The 19,477-nt window shown below is 61.9% G+C and carries 16 protein-coding genes; 5 read left to right on the forward strand and 11 right to left on the reverse strand.

The features are described from left to right. Positions 1-45: 45 nt before the first annotated feature. The 3 genes from VBE63_RS03855 to VBE63_RS03865 all read right to left on the reverse strand — a co-directional run bounded on the left by VBE63_RS03855 (position 46) and on the right by VBE63_RS03865 (position 2,264). The gene (locus VBE63_RS03855; RefSeq protein WP_323681671.1) at positions 46-201 is read right to left on the reverse strand and encodes an MBL fold metallo-hydrolase; all 156 of its coding nucleotides are present in this window, start codon (positions 199-201) and stop codon (positions 46-48) included. A 92-nt stretch (positions 202-293) separates the two neighbouring features. Then, on the reverse strand, positions 294-605 hold the full coding sequence (locus VBE63_RS03860) for a TraR/DksA C4-type zinc finger protein (protein WP_323681672.1): 312 nt from the start codon (positions 603-605) through the stop codon (positions 294-296). Between the two features lie 108 nt (positions 606-713). Beyond that, positions 714-2,264 (reverse strand): hypothetical protein, encoded by a 1,551-nt coding sequence (locus VBE63_RS03865; protein WP_323681673.1) that lies wholly within the window; start codon positions 2,262-2,264, stop codon positions 714-716. A gap of 243 nt (positions 2,265-2,507) precedes the next feature. Between VBE63_RS03865 and VBE63_RS03870 the strand changes: the two genes are divergently transcribed. After that, complete coding sequence (locus tag VBE63_RS03870; RefSeq protein WP_323681674.1) at positions 2,508-4,343, forward strand: EAL domain-containing protein; 1,836 nt, start codon at positions 2,508-2,510, stop codon at positions 4,341-4,343. 30 nt (positions 4,344-4,373) lie between these two features. On the opposite strand, the gene VBE63_RS03875 is transcribed toward VBE63_RS03870, so the two are convergent. Together VBE63_RS03875 and VBE63_RS03880 are read right to left on the reverse strand one after the other, a co-directional pair. Further along, positions 4,374-5,099 carry an esterase family protein gene (locus tag VBE63_RS03875; RefSeq protein ID WP_323681675.1) on the reverse strand — a complete coding sequence of 242 codons (726 nt, stop codon included), beginning with the start codon at positions 5,097-5,099 and terminating at the stop codon, positions 4,374-4,376. Next, positions 5,071-6,042 (reverse strand): acetylxylan esterase, encoded by a 972-nt coding sequence (locus tag VBE63_RS03880; protein ID WP_323681676.1) that lies wholly within the window; start codon positions 6,040-6,042, stop codon positions 5,071-5,073. Before VBE63_RS03880 ends, VBE63_RS03875 begins: the two co-directional genes overlap by 29 nt. Before the next feature lie 179 nt (positions 6,043-6,221). Here VBE63_RS03880 and pgi point away from each other — a divergent pair, with 179 nt between their 5' ends. Together pgi and VBE63_RS03890 are read left to right on the forward strand one after the other, a co-directional pair. Then, entirely contained in the window at positions 6,222-7,862 is a 1,641-nt protein-coding gene (pgi, locus tag VBE63_RS03885; protein ID WP_323681677.1) for a glucose-6-phosphate isomerase, read from the forward strand. Between the two features lie 50 nt (positions 7,863-7,912). Beyond that, positions 7,913-8,398 (forward strand): cyclic nucleotide-binding domain-containing protein, encoded by a 486-nt coding sequence (locus VBE63_RS03890; protein WP_323681678.1) that lies wholly within the window; start codon positions 7,913-7,915, stop codon positions 8,396-8,398. Positions 8,399-8,562: 164 nt separating this feature from the next. On the opposite strand, the gene VBE63_RS03895 is transcribed toward VBE63_RS03890, so the two are convergent. Both VBE63_RS03895 and VBE63_RS03900 read right to left on the reverse strand, forming a co-directional pair. After that, positions 8,563-10,113 carry a formylglycine-generating enzyme family protein gene (locus VBE63_RS03895; protein WP_323681679.1) on the reverse strand — a complete coding sequence of 517 codons (1,551 nt, stop codon included), beginning with the start codon at positions 10,111-10,113 and terminating at the stop codon, positions 8,563-8,565. A gap of 28 nt (positions 10,114-10,141) precedes the next feature. Next, on the reverse strand, positions 10,142-11,503 hold the full coding sequence (locus VBE63_RS03900) for an MFS transporter (protein WP_323681680.1): 1,362 nt from the start codon (positions 11,501-11,503) through the stop codon (positions 10,142-10,144). 178 nt (positions 11,504-11,681) lie between these two features. On the opposite strand from VBE63_RS03900, the gene VBE63_RS03905 reads away from it, so the two are divergent. Continuing rightward, a complete protein-coding gene (locus tag VBE63_RS03905) occupies positions 11,682-12,140 on the forward strand; it encodes an SRPBCC family protein (protein WP_323681681.1) in 459 nt (152 codons plus the stop codon). A gap of 72 nt (positions 12,141-12,212) precedes the next feature. Here VBE63_RS03905 and VBE63_RS03910 read toward each other — a convergent pair whose 3' ends face one another. The 3 genes from VBE63_RS03910 to VBE63_RS03920 form a co-directional block, all read right to left on the reverse strand. Then, positions 12,213-14,168 carry a diguanylate cyclase gene (locus tag VBE63_RS03910; RefSeq protein ID WP_323681682.1) on the reverse strand — a complete coding sequence of 652 codons (1,956 nt, stop codon included), beginning with the start codon at positions 14,166-14,168 and terminating at the stop codon, positions 12,213-12,215. Positions 14,169-14,320: 152 nt separating this feature from the next. Then, the gene (locus tag VBE63_RS03915; RefSeq protein WP_323681683.1) at positions 14,321-15,508 is read right to left on the reverse strand and encodes a BatD family protein; all 1,188 of its coding nucleotides are present in this window, start codon (positions 15,506-15,508) and stop codon (positions 14,321-14,323) included. Between the two features lie 8 nt (positions 15,509-15,516). Next, the gene (locus tag VBE63_RS03920; protein WP_323681684.1) at positions 15,517-16,851 is read right to left on the reverse strand and encodes a Coenzyme F420 hydrogenase/dehydrogenase, beta subunit C-terminal domain; all 1,335 of its coding nucleotides are present in this window, start codon (positions 16,849-16,851) and stop codon (positions 15,517-15,519) included. Between the two features lie 259 nt (positions 16,852-17,110). Here VBE63_RS03920 and VBE63_RS03925 point away from each other — a divergent pair, with 259 nt between their 5' ends. Beyond that, positions 17,111-17,518 (forward strand): phosphate-starvation-inducible PsiE family protein, encoded by a 408-nt coding sequence (locus VBE63_RS03925; RefSeq protein WP_323681691.1) that lies wholly within the window; start codon positions 17,111-17,113, stop codon positions 17,516-17,518. 19 nt (positions 17,519-17,537) lie between these two features. Here VBE63_RS03925 and recJ read toward each other — a convergent pair whose 3' ends face one another. Beyond that, on the reverse strand, positions 17,538-19,346 hold the full coding sequence (gene recJ, locus VBE63_RS03930) for a single-stranded-DNA-specific exonuclease RecJ (RefSeq protein ID WP_416274500.1): 1,809 nt from the start codon (positions 19,344-19,346) through the stop codon (positions 17,538-17,540). Between the last annotated feature and the right edge of the window lie 131 nt (positions 19,347-19,477).

Genomic DNA, 19,477 nt, shown 5'->3' on the forward strand with positions numbered 1-19,477 from the left:
GGAGCGGCGCATTTAGCTGATGAGATCAGTCACTGACTGGATCAGTCAACATTCTCGATAATAGAGCCCTTCAAGACTGCCGATGTGATCGAAGTGTGCGTGAGTGATAAACAGCGCCGAAGGCGGCGCAGAATAGGTCTCGAGATGCGTCTCGAGCCTGGCATTAACCCCCGTGTTTTCCTGATACCCAGGCGGGAGCATTGCAGGACCCTCCTGGGTCTGGCCGTTGAAAGAGCCTGAGCCAAAGTGCGGATTCATTGGCTCTGGACTCGATTCGCAGGCTGAGTTCGGAATCAATGCTGACTCGACCGGCGTTCATGGCGCTCCTGGCAGAGCCTGCATCGATGCGCCCCAGGGACGTGCAGGAGCCGAGCTGGCGGAATCGGTGCGCCGCAGTCGCGGCAGTCTTTGCGACCAGCATCGGCCTCGAACTGTCGCCGAATGGCAGTAATCGCCGACATCGTCATCAGATCTGTCTGATATTGGGCAAGGTCTAGCTCGTCTGCAAAGCGTTCCATCTCCTGGTACCCTCGTCTGCGATGAGATTGACTGGAGAGTTTGACAGTGATCCGTGACAGTTGCGTGAACTGGCGATTAATCTTCATCCTCTTGTCACCGATGACGCTTGACCGATAAGGCCGAGTGCATCCGTCTGCAGATCATCAGCCTCATCGATTGCACGGTTTTTAGGCTGAACCCTCGGTATGGAATTGTTAAGCAGCGCTGTGGCGCTTTCGGTCAAACTGCGCGCGCTGACGCGTGATGCCGATTCCGGCGAGGCCGATGGCAAACAAGTCGAACGTTAGGCGCACTCGGCTGGCCCAAATACCGGCAAGCCCAAGGACGAAAAGGGGCAATATCGCTGGTGTTGGCACCGGAGTCATCGGAGTCATAAACCGACTTGCGAGTTCTTGGGTGGAGAAGGAGCCATCATTTGAAAAGGACCATGTGTCGAAATTTCTGAATTGTCCTGAGAGCACCCCATTATTCATGATTCCAAAAGAAAGATTGATGAGATCATCGCTGATCTTAAAGGACAGGAGGTCGGATAGAACGTAGTCGTTGAAGAAAACGCTATTGTTGCCTGCGCCGCCGTCGAAGAGGCTGTTGATCAGCAGGCCCGAGGTCAGCCCTTCCACAGTCAACAGGTCATCGCCGCCGCCAAAGATCACATCGCCAAAGATCTCGCTGTTGCCGGTCAGCAATAGGCTGCTATTGCCCTGATCGGGTGCAAGTTCGATGGCGGTGCCGGACCGGCCTCGCAGGGTACCGCTGTTCTCGATTGTGATTTCAGAGGTGCTGGCTTCATCCGTGCCGATGGCGCGGACGCCTTCGATATAACCTTCGTTGATGATGGTCAGCGGGCCTGCGGTGCGGATATCACCGAGCGTGGGCTCGAATAAGGCATCCACGTCGATGCCGCTGCCACCAGCCATTGGGTCACTTGCGGACCCGGTGGAGACGATCACCCCGGTCGCATGGTTGTGCACCCGTCCCTCATCGATGTCGATCCCGTCATCGGTGCCGAGGATTACGCCGTGGTTATCCGCCGTGCCGCTGGCGAACTGCACGCCATCCTCATCATCGGTTGCGATCGAGCCGTCTATGGACCAGCTGCGGGTCGTTGCGTCCCATTCCAGCCCGCGGATGGCGATCGTGCCATGGTTCTCGATGGTGAAATCCTCGCGCGCTTCGACCACTTCCTCGCCGCCCCGTAGCGTGCCGTGGTTGAGCACAGTGCCGCCCGGTCCGCGGCTCTGGATGGCACGACCATCGATGCTTTCGATCAGGCCATAATTGGTGATGTCGGCATTTTCGAGTGCGTCGCCATTGTCCAGCCGAACGGCCTGACGGCGCGCGAAGATCTCACCGCTTTCCTGGTTAATCAGAGTGAAATTGTCAGCATTGTCCTGCAGGCGAATACCCCGGTCACCACCGCGAATGGTACCGGAATTGTCGATCATCAAGTTCGCGCCCGTCCCGCGGATCGCGTCATCGTCGCCACTTTCGATCAGCCCTTGATTGTCGACCGACTGATCCGATCCGCCGAGTTGCACCGGGCGTCCTGTTGTGCGGACGATCTGCGCATCGCTTTCGACGGTCACCGACAGATTGTTTCGGTTGTCTGCGATGTTGCCGCTGGCTGTTGAGGTGCAGGTCAGCGTCGGTGAATCCTCAGTTCCGCCTTCAGTGCATTGTGCTGAACTGTCGACGGAAGCAAGTGTGAGGAGGGCAAAGATTGCAATGTGATGAGATCGGCTCATGGGGAAACTCTATTGTCGAGTTATTTGATATGGATTTTAAGAGGGCGCTAGCCTACACAAGCCGAATGACGAACAGATAAAGGGTATATGAAGGAAAGATGACAATAGGGCGCGCCAGCTGATCTTAACAATGGATGCCCGCGTTTAATGACGATGACAGTGTTTTTGCATACGGAATTTGAGCGCAGCCATGCAGCTCTGCTATCGTAGCGACTCGTCGTCCTCGTGCTGGAACACCCTGACTTGAGCCTCCCAGACGACATCAATACAGGGACTAGCCCTGCGCACTACGATGATCCGAGCACGAGCGATTCAATCGATAACGCCTCGGTGCAGGATCTGGATCGAATCTTGGCGCGGCAATCGCTGACGCCCGCCTTCGCGCCGATTGCCGAGCTGCGACTGCGCGACCCACATGGCTACCGTGGCCAGGTCAGCGGACCCACTGACAGCCCGCTCCGCCTACCCTTGACCCTGTTCGGCGTGGCCGAGCACTGTGGGCGCTCGGCGCAGCTGACGCTGGCGGCCCTGAACAGTCTTGCCACGCAATTCCAGGCGCAAGGACTCGGCGGCAAACTGTTCTATCGGCTCAGGCGAGTGGCGCTTTCCGACCCCGGCTTTTGCGCTGATCGGCTGCAGGACACCTTGACACAAGCGGGGTTGGAGCCGGACAGGCTTGTACTGGGGCTCTCCGAGCACCGCGCCCACCAGTCCAGTTTGAAAGCATGGAGTCGATTGTTTGCCGATCTGCGGGCGCTCGGCATCCAGATGATGCTGTGCGGCTTCGGCGATACGCATGGCGGGCTCCTCGCCGTGCAGGCACTGCGCCCAGGCTATATCGAATTGGGCCGCGGCCAGATCGACCTCCTGCGATCACCGGTGCCTAACCTTGATTTCGCCCGCGCCACTCTGGATGTGGCGCGGCGTTTCAATGCGTTGGTCATCGCCACCGGGATCGACACCGAGCAGACGCTGCGCACCGCCGAGGCGCTCGGTATCCCGCTCCTGCAGGGCGCCACAATCGGCGCGTTCGATCCAGCGCCGAAGAAGCGGCTGCGCAAAAAGCTGTTTTGCGGCGCGGCCGACTCCGATGACGGCCTGAGCGACGCGCAGACGGCGGCGGTCGCCGGACTGGCCACCGAGATCCCACCTGTGAGCGCGGACTATAGCGTCGAGGAGGTCGGCGAGGTCTTTCATGCTGCGCGCCAACTGCAGACCCTACCGGTCGTGGAAAAGGGCAAACCCCTTGGCCTGGTGCGGCGAATGGACTTTATGAATCTCTTCCTCAGCCGCTACGGACGCGATCTGCATGGCCGCAAACCGATCCGGCTCTTCATGGATGCCAGGCCGGTGATGGTCGAGCACGACACGCCGATCAGTGAGGTCAGTCAGAAGCTCACCGATGACAACCAAAGCCATGCCCAGACCGACTTCCTGATCACGCGCAACGGCCGCTACCTGGGAGTCGGCTACATGGTCGATCTGCTGCGCGAGATCACCGCCTTGCAACTGCAAACGGCGCGGCATGCGAATCCGTTGAGCGGCCTGCCGGGCAACGTCCCGATCAATCAGCAGATCAACGCTAGGCTGCGCAAAGGGCGTGCGTTTGTGGTCGTCTACGTCGATCTGGACCACTTCAAGCCGTTCAACGATGCCTATGGCTACAGCAAGGGGGATGAAGTGATCCTCGCGGTGGCAACGCTCTTGTTGAGCGAATGTGGCACCTTGGGCGATTTCGTCGGCCATGTGGGCGGCGATGATTTCGTGATCCTGTTCGAGGATGACGATTGGGAGACGCGCTGTCGGCGCATCCTCGCGACCTTCGAGGCGCAGGCACCGGGCTTCTACAACGCAACCGACCGCGAGAACGGCGGCCTCTGGGGTGAGGATCGCCAAGGCACTCGGGTGTTCTTCCCCTTTCTCAGCCTCTCGCTGGGAGCGGTGCGGCCCGATCCAGACTGCTGTGACTCCTTCCACGATGTCGCCACCATGGCCGCGGATGCAAAGCACATGGCCAAGCAACAAGCAGGCAACAGTCTGTTCATCGAGCGCCGTTGCGGGCCGCATCGGGTCGCTTGATCCTCAAGGGTGCGCCGGATGGAGCACGACTCAGAGATAGAGCGGTGCCATCCGCCGCCAGTAGTAGCCGCTATGGGCGCGCTCATCCCACTCGTGCAAGGCATGCCAGACGCCCTTTTCCCAGAGGATGCGGCTGATGTGACGATTGTTGTCGAGGAAGGGGTCATCGCGGCCAATGACCAGCACGATATCCATCCGCCGCAAGGCCTCCAGCCGCCAGCCATCAAGTCCAGGCAAGTATTGCGCTGGCGAGTGATAGTAGATTAGCTCGTTGCGATAGCCGTCGAGCAGATCGCGGAAGCTCTCGACATTGAGCGTGGGATCGTACCGCCCAGAAAAGGCGCTGAGCTTCTGGAACAGGTGCGGGTGGCGAAAGGCGATATTGGCCGCATGGAAGGCGCCAAAACTCAGACCATGGGCGATGGTGCAGGGATGGCCGTTCTTGCTCGCCATCAGCGGCAGCACCTCGTTGAGGATGTACTCCTCAAAGGCCTGATGACGCTGAATGCGGCCCTCTGGATGCGCCCAGTGACAGTAGAAACTCTCCCAATCGAGGCTGTCGACGCAGTAAAGCTGCAACTGCCCGGCCTCAAGCTTGTGCCCGAGCGCTTCGGTCATGCGCAGGTCTTCGTACTCATGAAAGCGTCCGTCGCGGGTCGGAAAGACCAGCACCTTGGCGCCGGCATGGCCGAACACCAGCAGTTCCATGTCACGACCGAGATGGGGACTATGCCAGCGGTGGTACTCGCGATTCATTGCCGCAAAAGAACCTCGTTAAGGCGTCGAGCAGGTTGTACTCTTGAGCGATTCGCGCCGGATTCTCGGCATGACCGGTGGCCAACACGAACAACTGCTTGGGACCTGCGAGCGCGTTGTAGATGGCAAACTGGGTCGGCGGCGCCACGGACGGATCAGAGAGCGCTGCCGCAACATGCATCGGCTGCCGGATGAAGCGTGCCGCCGAGCCTGCATCGTAGTACGCCAAGGTTTCCAACAGGTGACCATGCTCACGGGCGAAACGCTGCTGCGAGGCGGCCGAGCCGGTGGTCGGCAATTGCAGGCGCAGAGGCTGATGACCAAAGGTCGGCACATTCAGGTGCCCGCAGCTAATGCGCTGATCCCAAGGCAGCGCCAGCGCGCCGATGCCACCGCCGAAGCTGATCCCCATGTAACCGATCTGTCCAGCGAGTCCAGGGAAGTGCGTCAGCAGCGCGGTCACGCCAATCCACAGATCCTGAGCACAGCCACCGATGATGTAGCGGTCCGGCTTATCGATGTCGTGCAGGACATGCCAGATCGGGTTGTCGGAGATCGGGGGGTGGCGACTGCGCCCGATGCCGCGGAAACAGGGCACCAGGTAAGCCGCATCGGCGCAGGGTAGGGCGAAGTCCGGTTGCGCAATGCCGCCATAACCGTGGCCGACGATAAAGCCCTGGCGCGGCGCACCCTGCTCGGGCTCAAGCAGCCAGCCGCCGATGGTGATCCCGTCCGTTGAGTGATAATGAGCATCCCAAACGCGCATGGCCGGGCGCTGAAAGGCCGAGGGGCTCAGCTGCAGGGCCGGGTCAACCTCAAGCGCCGCTTGGTAGCGTCGTTGCCAGACCTCGGCGAAGTCGTTAGGTGCCTGCGGCGGCAGGATGCACAAGAGTCCGTCGAGGTCATAGCCGTAAGTCGGATCGAAGGGGTCAGTGTGCGCCATGCGCGGATGCTCCTCGGGTCAGCGGCAACCTGGCCATCCTCGCTGAAGTTAGGCTGGATGTGGTAGCCCGAGTTGTCGAGGATGGTGGTTAGAAAGGCGCAGACGCACCGGCATCCCGGACGCTGCCAGCGTACAATCGCGATCCATCGACCATCCACTCAGCCGAGGGAGTCCGAAAGATGGCACTCGTGAGCTCAACCCCCGCATGGCAGGCCCTGCAACAGCACTGGCAACAGATGCGCTTGCTGCACATGCGCGATCTGTTCGCCGATGATCCAGCCCGCGCCGAGCGGATGACTGCGGATGCGGCTGGCCTGCATCTGGATTTCTCCAAGCACATTGCCACCGAGGAGACGCTACGGCTGCTGTTCGAGCTGGCCCGCGCTGTTGACCTCGAGCAGTGGCGCGAGCGGATGTTCACCGGCGAGCCGATCAATCTGAGCGAAGACCGCGCGGTGCTGCACACGGCGTTGCGCAATCGCACCCAGGTGCGCACGCTGGTCGACGGCGAGGATGTGATGCCCGCGGTCGATCAGGTGCTCGCGCGCATGCAGGATTTCAGCGAGCGGGTGCGCACTGGCGAGTGGAAGGGACATACCGGCCAGGCGATCACCGATGTGGTCAATATTGGTATCGGCGGCTCCAACCTGGGGCCGAAGATGGTCTGTGAGGCATTACGTCCTTATCAGTCCGATCAACTGCGCCCGCACTTCGTCTCCAATGTCGATGGCACCCATCTGGCTGAAACCTTGCGCGGTCTGAATCCCGAGACCACGCTCTTCATCATCGCCTCCAAGACCTTCACCACCCAAGAGACCATGACCAACGCGCAAAGCGCGCGGCGCTGGCTGGTCGATGGGCTCGGTGACGACACCGCCGTGCGCAACCACTTTGTCGCCGTCTCGACCAATACCGAGCAGGTCGCCGAGTTCGGCATCGATACCGATCAGATGTTTGAGTTCTGGGATTGGGTCGGTGGGCGTTACTCGCTGTGGTCGGCGATCGGGCTACCGATTGCGATTGCGGTGGGTTTTGAGCGTTTTGCTGAATTGCTCGCCGGTGCGCACGAGATGGATGTGCACTTTCGCTCGGCGCCGCTGGAGCGGAACCTACCGGTCATCCTGGCCTTGCTGGGGGTCTGGTATGTCAATTTCGCCGCTGCCAAGACCCAAGCGATCCTGCCTTACGATCAGTCTTTGCAATACTTTCCGGCCTACTTTCAGCAAGGCGATATGGAAAGCAATGGCAAGCATGTCACCCGCGAAGGTGAGCGCGTCGACTACAATACCGGCCCGGTCGTTTGGGGCCAGCCCGGCACTGATGGCCAGCATGCGTTCTATCAACTGATCCATCAGGGTACCGAGCTGATCCCCTGCGATTTCATTGCGCCGATCAAGAGCCATCACCCGCTTGGCCGGCATCACGAGCTGCTGATCGCGAATTGTATCGCGCAGACCGAGGCCCTGATGCGGGGGCGAACGCTGCAAGAGGCGAAAGAGGAGATGATCGCGTCCGGGCTTTCCGAGGCCGAGGCGGATCGGCTGGCGCCGCAGCGTCAATTTGACGGCAATCGGCCAACCAGTACGATCCTCATGGATCAGGTCAGTCCGCGGACCCTGGGTGCGCTGATCGCTCTCTATGAGCACAAGATCTTCACCCAAGGCATCATCTGGGGGATCAATTCATTTGATCAATGGGGCGTTGAGCTGGGCAAGAAGCTCGCCAACGTGATTATCGGTGAGCTCGAGGCGGGTGAGGTCAGCGAGCCGCACGATGCCTCTACCAAGGCCTTGCTGCGATACTTCTTGGCGCACCGCTAGTTGGCGCATCGCTAGACTTGTTGGATTTGACTGAATCGAGGATAGGAACGATGACTGAAGAGAGTGACTTTGCATACCTTCGCCACTCGCCGCTGACGAATGGGCTGACAGATGCTCAGGTGCAAGCGCTGGCTGGCATCGCCTTTTGCCGGCGTCTCGCCGATCAAGAGGTGCTGATCGCCGAGGGCAATATCGAGAACAGCTTGCACATCATTGCCGAGGGCGCCATTGCGGTGACCCGCGACATGGGCAAAGGTGAATTCACCACGATTCATGTGTTGCGCACCGGTGACCTGGCCGGCGAGATGGGGTTCATCAGCGGGCAGCCGCACACCGCAACCCTGCGTTCGCTCGGACGCACCCAGGTTTGCAGCCTTGAGCGTGAGGCCTTCGAGAGCTTGATCGACAAAGACCCTTGGCTGGTCTATCGCGTCATGTGCAACATCATCCAGGTCAGTCAAGACATCCTGCGCCGCATGAATGCGCAGTACGTCGAGCTGACCAAATATGTGCATCGCACGCACGCGGTGTTCTAGTCGTTTATAGCGAGTCGTTTGCAAGCATTGCCGGCTCGGTCGGGTTTGCGAGACCGAGCCGCCTTTGTGCGTAGCATCTGGCCTTCATGGTCGAAAATGTCCGCCGTGGTCCCAAGGCTTGAGCAGCGGATTAGCAGGGCCGGAGTGAAACAGGGGCCAGCGATCTAGTCCGCGGCCAAACGAAACCCGAGCCCCGCGTACCGCCGGTCGGGCAAGACCCCGTTGCGCGCCGCGGCGCTGATGCGTCGGGGGCCATTGTGCCAGCCACCCCCTCGAATGACTCGAAATCCAGAATTGCTGGCTTGCACGCAGCGTTGCTCGGTTGCGGTTTCGTTTCCAGCATAGGCTGAGCAAGTCCATTCCCACACATTGCCCAGCATGTCATAGAGTCCCCAGGCATTCGGCTCGAATTGCCCGACCGGCGCCGTGTTGGCGTAGCCGTCGTCGCAGGCATGGTGGGACGCGGACAGGTTATTTTCGCGCATGGAGGTCAGGTCATGAACATTGGCGAAGCGACAGGCCGCATCCGCTGTGTCGCCCCAAAAACGCGTCGTCTGCGTACCCGCGCGCGCGGCATATTCCCATTCGGCCTCGGTCGGTAAGCGGTAGCGGCGTCCGGTTTGCTCACTCAGCCAGGCGGCATAGGCCGTCGCCTCTTCCCAACTGACATTGATCACCGGCCGATGGCCTCGGCCCTGTCCTTCGTCATCGGCTTGACCGCGCCCGGTGGCCTGCGTGAAATGGTCGTATTGCGCAAAGGTCGTCTCATGTTTGGCAATCTTAAAGGCGTCCACGCAGACCTTCTGCAGGCGATTCGCTCGATGCTGGTCCCTGTTGGTTGGCAAGCCCATCTGGAAGCAACCCTTTCTAAGCTCGGCCATCTCAGGCTCTTGGGCGAAGCGATGCGCGCGGTCGGTCAATTGCGCCAGGCGCGCCTCGGCTTGGGCGCGGTTCCAGCAGCCGGTCTCGGCGCAGGTTTTGAGGTAGGCCTGATAGGCCGCCTCAGTATTTGCCTCATCAGCTTGGGCAAAGGCAGCCAGGTCCAGCTTGGCCATCAGTTGCTCAATCTGCTGCTCGAGCTCAGTTGCGCGCGCGGCCTGCTCGGTCGCTTTCAATGTCAGCGCCGACTGGCGTTCTGAGCGATCGGCTTCCGCCTGTAAGGTATCGAGGCGTTGCTGAGCCTGTGCGCGATACAGGCAGCTATGCCCAGCACAGTCGTCGAGATAGGTCTGGAAGGCGGCTTGGGTATCGGTCTGGAGCGCTTGATGAAAGGCCTTCAGGTCGGCCGTCCTACGCTGCAGCCGCGCCTCACGCACGGCTAATTCAGCGGACAGGCGTAACTTGCTGAGCTGTGCTTCGGCCTGAACACGATAGGCGCAGCCCTGCGTATTGCAGCGATCGAGATAAGCCTGGAAAGCGGCCTCGGTACCGGCGCGTTGCGCACGCGTGAAGGCGGACTGATCAAGCGCGGCCTTGAGTGGCGCGGGCTCGATCTGATCCAGCCCTGTTTCCAGCCAGGTTTCCAGCCAGCGCCAGCCCGCTTCTGGCCAGGGCTCCCCGGTCAGCCACCAGTTGCTCGCCATGAGTCCAGCGGCCGACAGCCCGAGGATGCTGACGCCGAGACCTAGACGACGCATCCATCGCTGGTGCCAAGACCCTCGGCGCGGACGGTCGGCATAGAGGTGCCGGCGTGCGGCCAGGTTGGGCTGAGGCATCTGTCTCTGCCGTCCTCTTGGGTTGCGCTCAGTCAGGCTCTGAAACCTCGCGCAAGCGCAGGGCATAGACGGCAGCGGCGATCGAAGCGATGCCGAGCACCAGGATCACGAAGGCGGTGCCATAGAGATCGCCGAGCAGACCGATCAGACCACCGGCCAGCATGGCGACACCGATGACCGTGTTGCTCACGGCGACCATCGAAGCGCGGGTCTCGTTGTTGGCCATGTCGACCAGATAGACCTTGCGCCCGAGACGGACCCCGGCATGCGCGATGCCCAGCAAGAGGAAGAGCAGGCTGAAGCCAAACCCGGTGAGCAGGGAAGGGGCGAACTGCACCAGCGCCCAGGTGAGCAGGCCGAGCAGACCGGCCAGGGCCGCCGAGGTCACCATCACCAGGCGTGCCGAGCGGTCGCTAAAGCGGCCCCAAATCGGTGCGCTGATGCTGTTCGCCAAGCCACTGGCGATGATCAGTAGGCCGAGCGCGCCGAGATCGCCGCCGCTGTCCTGCTGCGCCAGGAGCACATAAAAGGGTGGGGCGAGGGCGACGCTCAGCAACGCCGTGCGCACCAGCACGAAATGCCGGAAGTCTCGATCGGTGCGCAAGAGTCCGATGCTCTCGAGCGCGGCGGTGATCGCGTTGCCACCCCCCTCGGTGGCGCCTGGTTGCTCGCGGATGAGCACAAAGACGGCTGCCGCAAGCGCGAACAATAGCGCCGCCCCGCCGAGCAAAACGATGAACAGCAGACCGCTGGTCTCATCCTTGTTGATGAACTGCAGGGCAAGGCCAAGTGCCAGCGTCAGCACGCCGGCAATGCCCGCTGCGAGGCCCATCAGGTGGCCGCGCCGCGCCTTGGAGACCGTCTTGCCAAGCACATCCTTGGCCGAGACCGAGCAGAGTCCGCGCATCAGGCTGAACAGTACCAGTAAGCCGAGGATGACCCAGCCGGCGATTGCGCCAGAGAAGCTGGCAGCGGCGAACGCCATCAAGGTGAGCGCTAGGGCCGAGGCCAATGAGCCGATGATCCAGACCCATTTGCGCAGCGCGAGGCGACGAATATAAGCGGCAACGGCGAGCTGTGGAACCAGCACGCCGGCCTCGCGGATCGGGACGAGCAGGCCGACGATCAGCGCTGGTGCGCCGAGCCAGCCCATCAGCCAGGGCAGCACCAGCTTGGCGCTGGCTAGCTCATCGGCGACCTTGGTGAAGAGATTGGCAACTAAGTAGGCGAAGAAGTTGCGCGGTTGATCACGGCAGGATTCGCTCGGGATATCCTTGCAGACGCGGGCGTCCTCATCCCCCGTGATCAGATCATAGAGGCTGTCAAGGGGGGACTGATGCTGCCGGGAGCCGGCTAATGTTGGTGTCGAGTCGATGGTCTGTTGCTTCATGTGCTTCAATATCGGCCTCACGGCAATAGACGCCCCAGGCTCAGCACGGAGCTTATCCGTAGGAACTCAGTCAGGAAAAAGGGGGTCGCAGTGCCTATCATCCGAGACTGGTCCTGGTGAAACAAGCGCGGCATCCTCTGGTAGCCTGCGCGATGAACGTCAGCGGAGGTGTGCAACCGTGGTCAAGGTAAAAGCGAGCATCGAGATCGAACGCCCCGCGGAGTCGGTCTACCGTTTCATCGCCGAGGACTTTGCGCAGAATTACCCTCGCTGGTCGCCCGAGGTCAAGGAGCTGCAGATCGCCACCGAGGGGCCACTCCGGGTTGGCAGTGTTGGACGTCAGGTTCGTGTTGATCAAGGCCGACGCACTGAGTCTGTGTTCTATATCACGCAGATGGAACCGGCGCAGCGATTGACTTTCGAAAGCGACTCGCCAAGTTTTCTCGTCGATTATCGCTTCGCGCCAGACACCGATGCGCGGACCCAGCTCACGTTTACCTTCGAGCTGCGGCGCTTGGACCTGATGATGCGCCCGTTCGAGAAGTTGATCCGACGCGCGGTCCAGGATGGCGCCCGCCGCACCGTGCGGAATCTGAAACGGCTCATCGAGTCTGAGCGAGAGCCGGCAGCGGCCTGAGGCGATGACCTGCTGAGGCGATGATTTGCGATGGGCCCTGATCAATGAGCCTGTAGAGGACGTTGAAGGAGCCTACCCACCAGGTCGAGGCAAGGCAACAATCTGCTGATTGCGGTAGACGTTAATACAGTTACGGCCAACGGTTTTCGCCGCGTATAGCGCCTGATCGGCATGCACAAGCAGCATATCAAAGCGTGCATGCTCCTCCGAGCGTTGTGCGACGCCTAGACTGATGGTCACTGGCATGGGCTGGTTTTGAAAGCGGATGTCTAAGGCGGCAACCCGGCGCCGCAGCCGTTCGGCGTTCAGGATTAGCTGCTTAAAGCTACTGCTGTTACTCAGGTACAGGAACTCCTCGCCACCGACGCGATAAACCCTTTCCTGCTGACCAAGATCCTGTTTCAGGATTGCTGCTACCTCCACCAAGACCTTGTCACCCGCCGCGTGGCCAAAGGTATCGTTGATGCGTTTGAAGTGGTCGATATCGATCATGATCACCGACATGGGGCGCTCGAGATGCGTCTCTTTTTGCCAAGCCTGCGCCATGTCTTCGAGGGCTGAGCGGCGGTTGGGTAATTCGGTGAGCTCATCGGTGAGCGAGAGGACCTCGGCACGGCGCTGGCTCAAGGCCAACTGGTTGGCGATGCGACGCAGCTCGACACGGTCCTTTTGGTAGATGAAATGCTGGTCCGCGGCCCGTCGCACGGCTTCGAGTCGCGCGTCGAGCGCTTGCGATGAGAGCTCGCTCAGCAGGTAGGCGGCGTCGATACCCGAGCGAAAGGCCTCGGATATCCGGTGATGCTCGTTGTCGCCGAACAGCGCCATGATGTAGATCGACCGTCCCCACTCGGTTGAGCGGATCAGTCGACAAAGCTTGTCGCGTTTGGCGTGCAGATCATCGCGACCATAGTCGTCCATGATGATCAAATGAGGCCGCAGCTCCAGCACCCGCCGCAGCATCTCTTTTTGATCCTCAAACACCCAGGCGACCACATTCAGCTCGCTCAGGGTGTCATTCAGCGGATGTGCCTCTCCAGCACTGCTGATCAGCACGACGTTGAGTGCCGAGTCGAGCAGCGCTTGAGTGGCCGTTGACCGGTCAGGCTGTGGTTCACGGAGCTCGACCGGATTGGGTGTAGACTCGGTCGCACTGGGTGGTGGGCGGCCTTCGGGTGCTGGTAGCCTGAGTAGTTGCGACCAGTCTTCCCACTCGGTCGCACTCTCTTCGAGCACCTCGGCGATCTGATCTGCCGTCAGCCCGAAGCGGCGCACCTGTGGCCAGGTCGTCATGCGTTTCTGGGTGATCTGCAGGCCCACCCGCAGCACCGAGTCAGACAAGCGGTAACCCAGGTGGAAGAGCTGGGCAAGCTTGTAGTCGTGCGACTTCTCGGCTAGGCCAGACACATCGGGGCGTTCATGAAACCGCGCCGGTCCTGCGATGTCCTCGGCAACACCAAAATCCAAGAGCATCTCAAGCGAGAGCTCATTGTGGTCGAACCCGAACTGATCGCGCTCCGCGACGGTCAGGTCCTCGGGCTCGCTGTCGAGCAAACTGGAATACTCATCGGGATAGATGGTGGCGAAGGCGAGCAGACCGATGCGCATCATGAGCGCGCAGGAAAACAGATTATCCGGGGGTGCGAGCGCGGTCTGTTGGCCGAGCCCCCGGCAGATCAGGGCCATGAGGACGCATTGCAACCAAAATCGGTTGTAGTCAAATGACTGACAATGATCGTCAAGATATTGATCAATCAGTGAAAAGGCTACGGCTAGCTGACCGACTGTCTTCATGCCAACCTTGACGATGGCGGCTGAGATAGAGCTCACTTTGGTCAGTGTGCCCGTGGCGGCCGAGTTGGCGAGTCTCAACAGCCGCCCAGAGAGTGCGGGGTCGGACTTCACCAATTGAGAAAGCTGCTCGATACTGACCTCTTCATCGTCCCACAATTCCATGATTGCGAGCGCGACCCCATTGGGGCTCGGCAGTTTCTGAGCGGCATTGTCGAGGAGTGTTCTCGGCGTACTCAACGCAAAATGTCCTAAAGCAGCATCTGAAGAACCTGCGCGGTGACCACCGGAGTCGGTTGGCGCGCCAGCAAGGGAGTATAGAGCGCTGCGCCTCCGTCTTGGTGAGAACTTGACGAGAAATTGACACCTATCCCCAAGTCCTCCATTCGCCCCTAGCGGGCGCTAGGGTGGCCCCTGCGGCTGCGCTGGTAGCGTTGCACGACTGGCCAGGCGACTGTCCAGGCCAATAGAAGCAGCCCGAAGCCCCCGAGCACCCAGGGCCAATGGGTCAGCCCCCAGGGTTGCTTGGGCGCTGAGGCTGTTGGCGATCGAGCAGTATCTGCGCTCGGCGCGCCAGCGTCCCCATCGCGACGCCAGTCTGGGGCTGGCCGACGCGAGGCGGAATCGAACGCCGCCACCTCAAGCTGCCATTCAGGGGTGCTCGCTTGCTCCCAACGCCTGGCCTCGACATTCCACCAGTCGAGGCTGATCGCCGGCAGTTGATAGAGGCCAGGCTCGGAGGTGCTCAGGGTGATGCGCTCGGTTCGATAGCCGGTTAGGCCCTTGGGTCCGTGCAGGTTCCAGAGCCGCGGTGGGTCCGCTCGCACCTGCAGGGGAAACGGGATCGAGGGTTGGATCGGCGGCAGATCTTCAGCCCGCAGCCCGACGGCCTTGAGGGTCAGCATGCGCTCGATGACCTGTCCTGGTGCTAACCGGACCGAGGTTGCTCCGGCCTCACTGAGACTCAGCGCCTTGGCTGGCAGCCAGCCCCTGTCAGCGGCCCTGTCGGCATTGGTCTCGGAGGGTGGCGGTTGTGCCGGCAAGACCTCAATCGCTAGGGGCTCGGAGCGCAACGTCTTGGGGGCACTCCTGCCAGGGCGCCAGACGGAATAGACCAAGGGCGGGATTAGGAGGCGTCCGGCGCTGCGAGGAAACAGTGCATAGCGATACTCGAAGACCCAGCGCTCGCGCTTGGAGTCGCGGGCGTCGTTGGCATCCTGGCCAGGGGTCGCCTCGGCGTTGCGCGCGACCCAGCGATCTTCCCCCAAGAGCAGAACGTCGACAGCCTCGATGCTGGGCGGGATCAGTCGGCCCGGCGGCTGTGGACCCTCGCCGGTGGCGAGAACGCGGAGGACGATCTGTTGACCGACAAGGGCCTGCTTGAGGTCGGTGCTTGCCTCGACCTGGATCTGCCCGGCCAGCGGACGCGCTTGGGCAATGGCGTCAAGGTTGGCGGCGGTAAAGTCGGCGGCAGCAAAGTCGGTGGCCGTTGGTAGCGGCGGCGCTTGTGCGTCTGGGCTGGTGGACCAGCAGATCAAGAGCGCAATCGATGCCGAGATCGCCGGGCGCCACTGGGTCAATCGCGGCCTCATGCGCCCGATTCAGGGCCACTGCTGGAGCGCTCGGCTACGGCCGTTGGCGCCAAGGGTCGGCCAAAGGTCTCCGCGTAGTCGTCTGCATAAGACGCCAGTGCCCGATAGACATGTGCCGGCACGATGCGCTGCTCAAAACGTCCGAAGCGCTCACGCACATGCTGTAGGTTGCGGAACAGCTTCATCTCGATGATGGCGCGGGCGAACTCAAGCCCGCGAGGCCCACGGTTGCGCTGCAGCCAGGCGATCAGCATCCGGATCGGCTTCGGTGGCTTGCCGGGTGGGTTGGCCAGCATCTGCAGATAGCGCGGCATGCCACGATGGCGATCGCCGGCGCTGCTCGCAGGCTGAAACTCCAGCTCCGAGCGGATCAGCTCGAGTAAGGCCTCACCGCGCTCGGTTCGTGCCAACACCCACTGCCAGCCGAGCGGCGCGCCCATGTAGCCGATCGTGATGTCGGCCAAGCTGTTCGGATAGTCGAAGCAGGACAGGCAGGCCGAGGGGAAGACCCCATTGAGCTTGTCCATCGGGAAGTCGATGAAATTGAGCTGCTCGATCTGGCCGTCCTCATGGCGCATCTTCAGGCTATAGTCCTGCATGAACTCGTAGTGGACGATGGTCTGCGGCGACTTGGAGACTTGCTCCAAGAAATAGACCAGATCCGGATAGGCGACATTGTCGCTGCAGGGGATGCCGATCACGTCCAGCCGTTCCAAGCCAAGCTCGGCCTCGAGCTGTGGCTGGGCCGCGCGCAGCATGTGTACCTGGCAGCTGGTGCCGATGAAGGCAAGGCGCTTGATGCCGCTCGCGCGCACCTCGTCGAGCAACGCGAGGTTGGGCGAGAGGGCTGGTTTGTTGCCAGCGCTGGCGCGCACCTCATCCGGCGTGCGGGCGAGGATGGGGCGCGGGGCAAAGCGGGTGCCAGGCATGGTGGCGGCGGTGATCACAGCCTCGACCTCGCCGCGCTCGAGCAATTGGGCGCCCAGTGTGGTGACGATGCCGGACCATTGCGCTCCCGGCACGGGCGGTTTCATCCGCGCGATCTGCATCTTGCGATAGACGCCGAAGCGCAGCTCATCGCCGTCGCGGCGGTTGCGCCCGAACAGCTGCTGCTCGATGGCCTCGGTCTGATTGCGCACGAAGACGCAGGTGCGGGCCATCTCAGGCTTCAGGAAGCTGTCGCAGAGCCCGCAATCGCTGCAGAGCTTGGGGCGCCCGGCGAGGCGGGCATCGCGACTGAGCAAAGTCGTCTCGCGCAGGCCTTTCGATGGGCCATCGCCCAAGAGTTCAGGATCGAGGTCTTTGAAGGCGGCGGCAGGCTGTTCAGGCATGGCAAAGCGGGCTGTTGAGCAGTGATTTGATGGGATTGGGTCCTGTTGTACCGCCGAGACGCTGGGTTTGCGTATGCGTTAAATCAGCCGGAGCCCGCATCCGCTGTTGGCTGAGTCAGGATGGCTTTGTGGCTAATGCTTGATGAGGGGGTGCCATCCGAGCCAAGGTTCGGCTAGTATCGGCGAGATGTCAGCTGATCCCCAAACCTCGCACGATCCAGCCCGCGCCGGTGCCCGTGGCCTGCTGCTGCGTGCTGGCATGGGTACCCTCGGTCTCTTTGAGATCCTTGGGCTGGTGCTGATCACCATCGCGACCCTGGTTGCTGGCGGTCAGGAGGTCTGGCAGATGGTTCAGGCGCGCGAGGTGACCCTGGCCGATCTGTTGCTGCTGTTCATCTATCTCGAGGTGCTGACGATGGTCGGCATCTATCTGGAGTCTGGCGCACTGCCGGTGCGGATGCCGCTCTATATCGCCATTGTTGCGCTCGCCCGCCACATGATCATCGGTATGAAGACGATGAGCGAGATACAGCTGATCGCCACCAGCGCCGCCGTGCTCATCCTGGCCCTTGCGGTCTTGGTCACCCGTTATGGTCATGCCCATTTTCCCTATGAGGGTGCAAACCAGCAGGGCACAAAATCGTCAAAAGACAGCGAATCTGAATAAGGCGAGCCCAGACCGCGTCTCATCCCGCGAGTGGCACCAACTGTTCGATCAGCAACTGCGGACTGCGAAGGCCGCGATAGTCGTTGACCTCGAGGCGGTAAGCAATCCGGGCTTGGGTCGCCCCGCGGGGGTGTTGGTCGGCGAGGTTGAAGCCGATGGCTTCGATCGGCGGGCCTTGGGCCGGGCGCACGCGCAGCTTGAGATGACGATCTTTGAGCAGGCGCGGGGCGCTGATCGCAAACTCGCCATCGAACAGCGGCTCGCTGAATCCTTTGCCCCAGGGGGCGGCAAGGCGCAGCGCCTCGGCGGTGGGCAGGCTCAGGAGTGCCGGGCCGAGGGCGCCATCGGAGTGCAGTACCGGGGTCGCTGGATCGGGTCCAAGTGCTGCGCTGACGGCCCCGGCGAAGGCCTGCTTAAAGGGCTCAAGCGCTTCCCGCGGGAGGCTCAGGCCAGCAGCCATGGCATGCCCGCCGAAGCGGGTGATCAGGCCGGGATGGGCATGATCGACAGCCGCCAGGCAGTCGCGCAGATGCAGTCCCTCGATCGAGCGCGCGGAGCCCTTGAGCAGACCGTCGCCGCCGACAGCGAAGGCGATCACCGGACGCTGACAGCGCTCACGCACGCGCGCAGCGAGGATGCCGATCACGCCCTCGTGCCAGTCCTCGGCAAAGAGGCAGAGACCCGCTTGAAGCCCGCCTGAGGGCGCATCTCGCGCCTGCTCGGCGAGGATCTCGGCGAGCAGACGCTCGGCATCGAGTCCCATGCTGTGGGTGAGGGCGCGACGTTCTTGGTTCAGGGCCTGCAGGCGTTGCGCAAGGTGCATCGCTTCGATGGGCTTGTCAGTCACCAGGCAGGCGATGCCGGCACTCATGTCTTCAAGGCGCCCAGCGGCATTCAATCTTGGGGCCGCGGCAAAGGCGAGGTCGCGCGCGCTGGTGCGCGTTAAGTCAACACCAGCGATCTCGAGCAGCGCCCGCAGCCCAGGCCGACAGTGTCCGGCGCGAATGCGGCGCAGGCCCTGCTCGACCAGAATGCGGTTGTTGGCATCGAGCGTCACCACATCGGCGACGGTGCCGAGCGCGACCAGATCGAGCAGTTCGGCGAGGTTGGGCTCTTGGCGATGCCCTTGGAACCAGCCTCGGCGGCGCAGCTCAGCGCGCGTGGCGATGAGCAGGTAGAACATCACCCCAACACCGGCTAGATGCTTGCTGGGGAACGGGCAGCCGGGCTGGTTGGGATTCACCAGTGCCGCGGCCTCGGGCAGCTCCGCGCCGGGCAGGTGGTGGTCGGTGATCAACACCGGCAGACCAAGCGCGCGAGCGCGCTCTAGCCCGGCGTGGCTGGCGATGCCATTGTCGACGGTAATGATCAGGTCTGGGCGACGTTCGGCTGCAAGATCCACGACGGCGGGACTGAGGCCATAACCTTGGGCGAAACGGCTCGGAACCAAAGAATCGAGCGGACCGGCGCCGAGCGCCCTCAGACCCAGCAGGGCCACGGCAGTGCCAGTGGCGCCATCGGCATCGTAGTCACCAACGATGATCAGTTGGCGCTGGGCCTGGATGTCGTCGGCCAGCAAGGCGGCAGCGGCATCGATACCCAGCAGCTGGTTGACCGGATGGAGAGCGCTGAGGCGATGATCCAGTTCTCCATCAAGCCCGCGATGGCGATAGAGCCGCTGTAACAGATGGTCAAGCCGATGCAAGGGTTGCTCGGCTCCAGGCGGGCGTTGAATGGGCCTCAATGGGGTCTGAGGCGATGCTGGCCTAGAGCCTGTGCCTTGGCTAGGGCTGCGAACGGAACGGGGCGGCGGGTTAGAAGCTGACATTGGAAGGAAAGACTAGCATGAAGCGCTCAGGGACTGGAGGCTGTGGAGAACCACTGGCGAGATCCACTGGCGCGATCCACTGGCGAGATCCACTGGCGTGCTTGCACCTGGTGAATCGCGTAGCCATCTCT

Origin of the sequence: Lamprobacter sp. (assembly GCF_034860625.1) — a bacterium.
Lineage (GTDB): Bacteria > Pseudomonadota > Gammaproteobacteria > Chromatiales > Chromatiaceae > Lamprobacter.

Excerpts from the sequence above, each read along its gene's own strand:
- VBE63_RS03855 (WP_323681671.1), bottom strand. The coding sequence starts at position 201 with ATGCTCCCGCCTGGGTATCAGGAAAACACGGGGGTTAATGCCAGGCTC.
- VBE63_RS03860 (WP_323681672.1), bottom strand. The coding sequence starts at position 605 with ATGAAGATTAATCGCCAGTTCACGCAACTGTCACGGATCACTGTCAAA.
- VBE63_RS03865 (WP_323681673.1), bottom strand. The coding sequence starts at position 2,264 with ATGAGCCGATCTCATCACATTGCAATCTTTGCCCTCCTCACACTTGCT.
- VBE63_RS03875 (WP_323681675.1), bottom strand. The coding sequence starts at position 5,099 with ATGAATCGCGAGTACCACCGCTGGCATAGTCCCCATCTCGGTCGTGAC.
- VBE63_RS03880 (WP_323681676.1), bottom strand. The coding sequence starts at position 6,042 with ATGGCGCACACTGACCCCTTCGATCCGACTTACGGCTATGACCTCGAC.
- pgi (WP_323681677.1), top strand. The coding sequence starts at position 6,222 with ATGGCACTCGTGAGCTCAACCCCCGCATGGCAGGCCCTGCAACAGCAC.
- VBE63_RS03890 (WP_323681678.1), top strand. The coding sequence starts at position 7,913 with ATGACTGAAGAGAGTGACTTTGCATACCTTCGCCACTCGCCGCTGACG.
- VBE63_RS03895 (WP_323681679.1), bottom strand. The coding sequence starts at position 10,113 with ATGCCTCAGCCCAACCTGGCCGCACGCCGGCACCTCTATGCCGACCGT.
- VBE63_RS03900 (WP_323681680.1), bottom strand. The coding sequence starts at position 11,503 with ATGAAGCAACAGACCATCGACTCGACACCAACATTAGCCGGCTCCCGG.
- VBE63_RS03920 (WP_323681684.1), bottom strand. The coding sequence starts at position 16,851 with ATGCCTGAACAGCCTGCCGCCGCCTTCAAAGACCTCGATCCTGAACTC.
- VBE63_RS03925 (WP_323681691.1), top strand. The coding sequence starts at position 17,111 with ATGGGTACCCTCGGTCTCTTTGAGATCCTTGGGCTGGTGCTGATCACC.
- recJ (WP_416274500.1), bottom strand. The coding sequence starts at position 19,346 with ATGTCAGCTTCTAACCCGCCGCCCCGTTCCGTTCGCAGCCCTAGCCAA.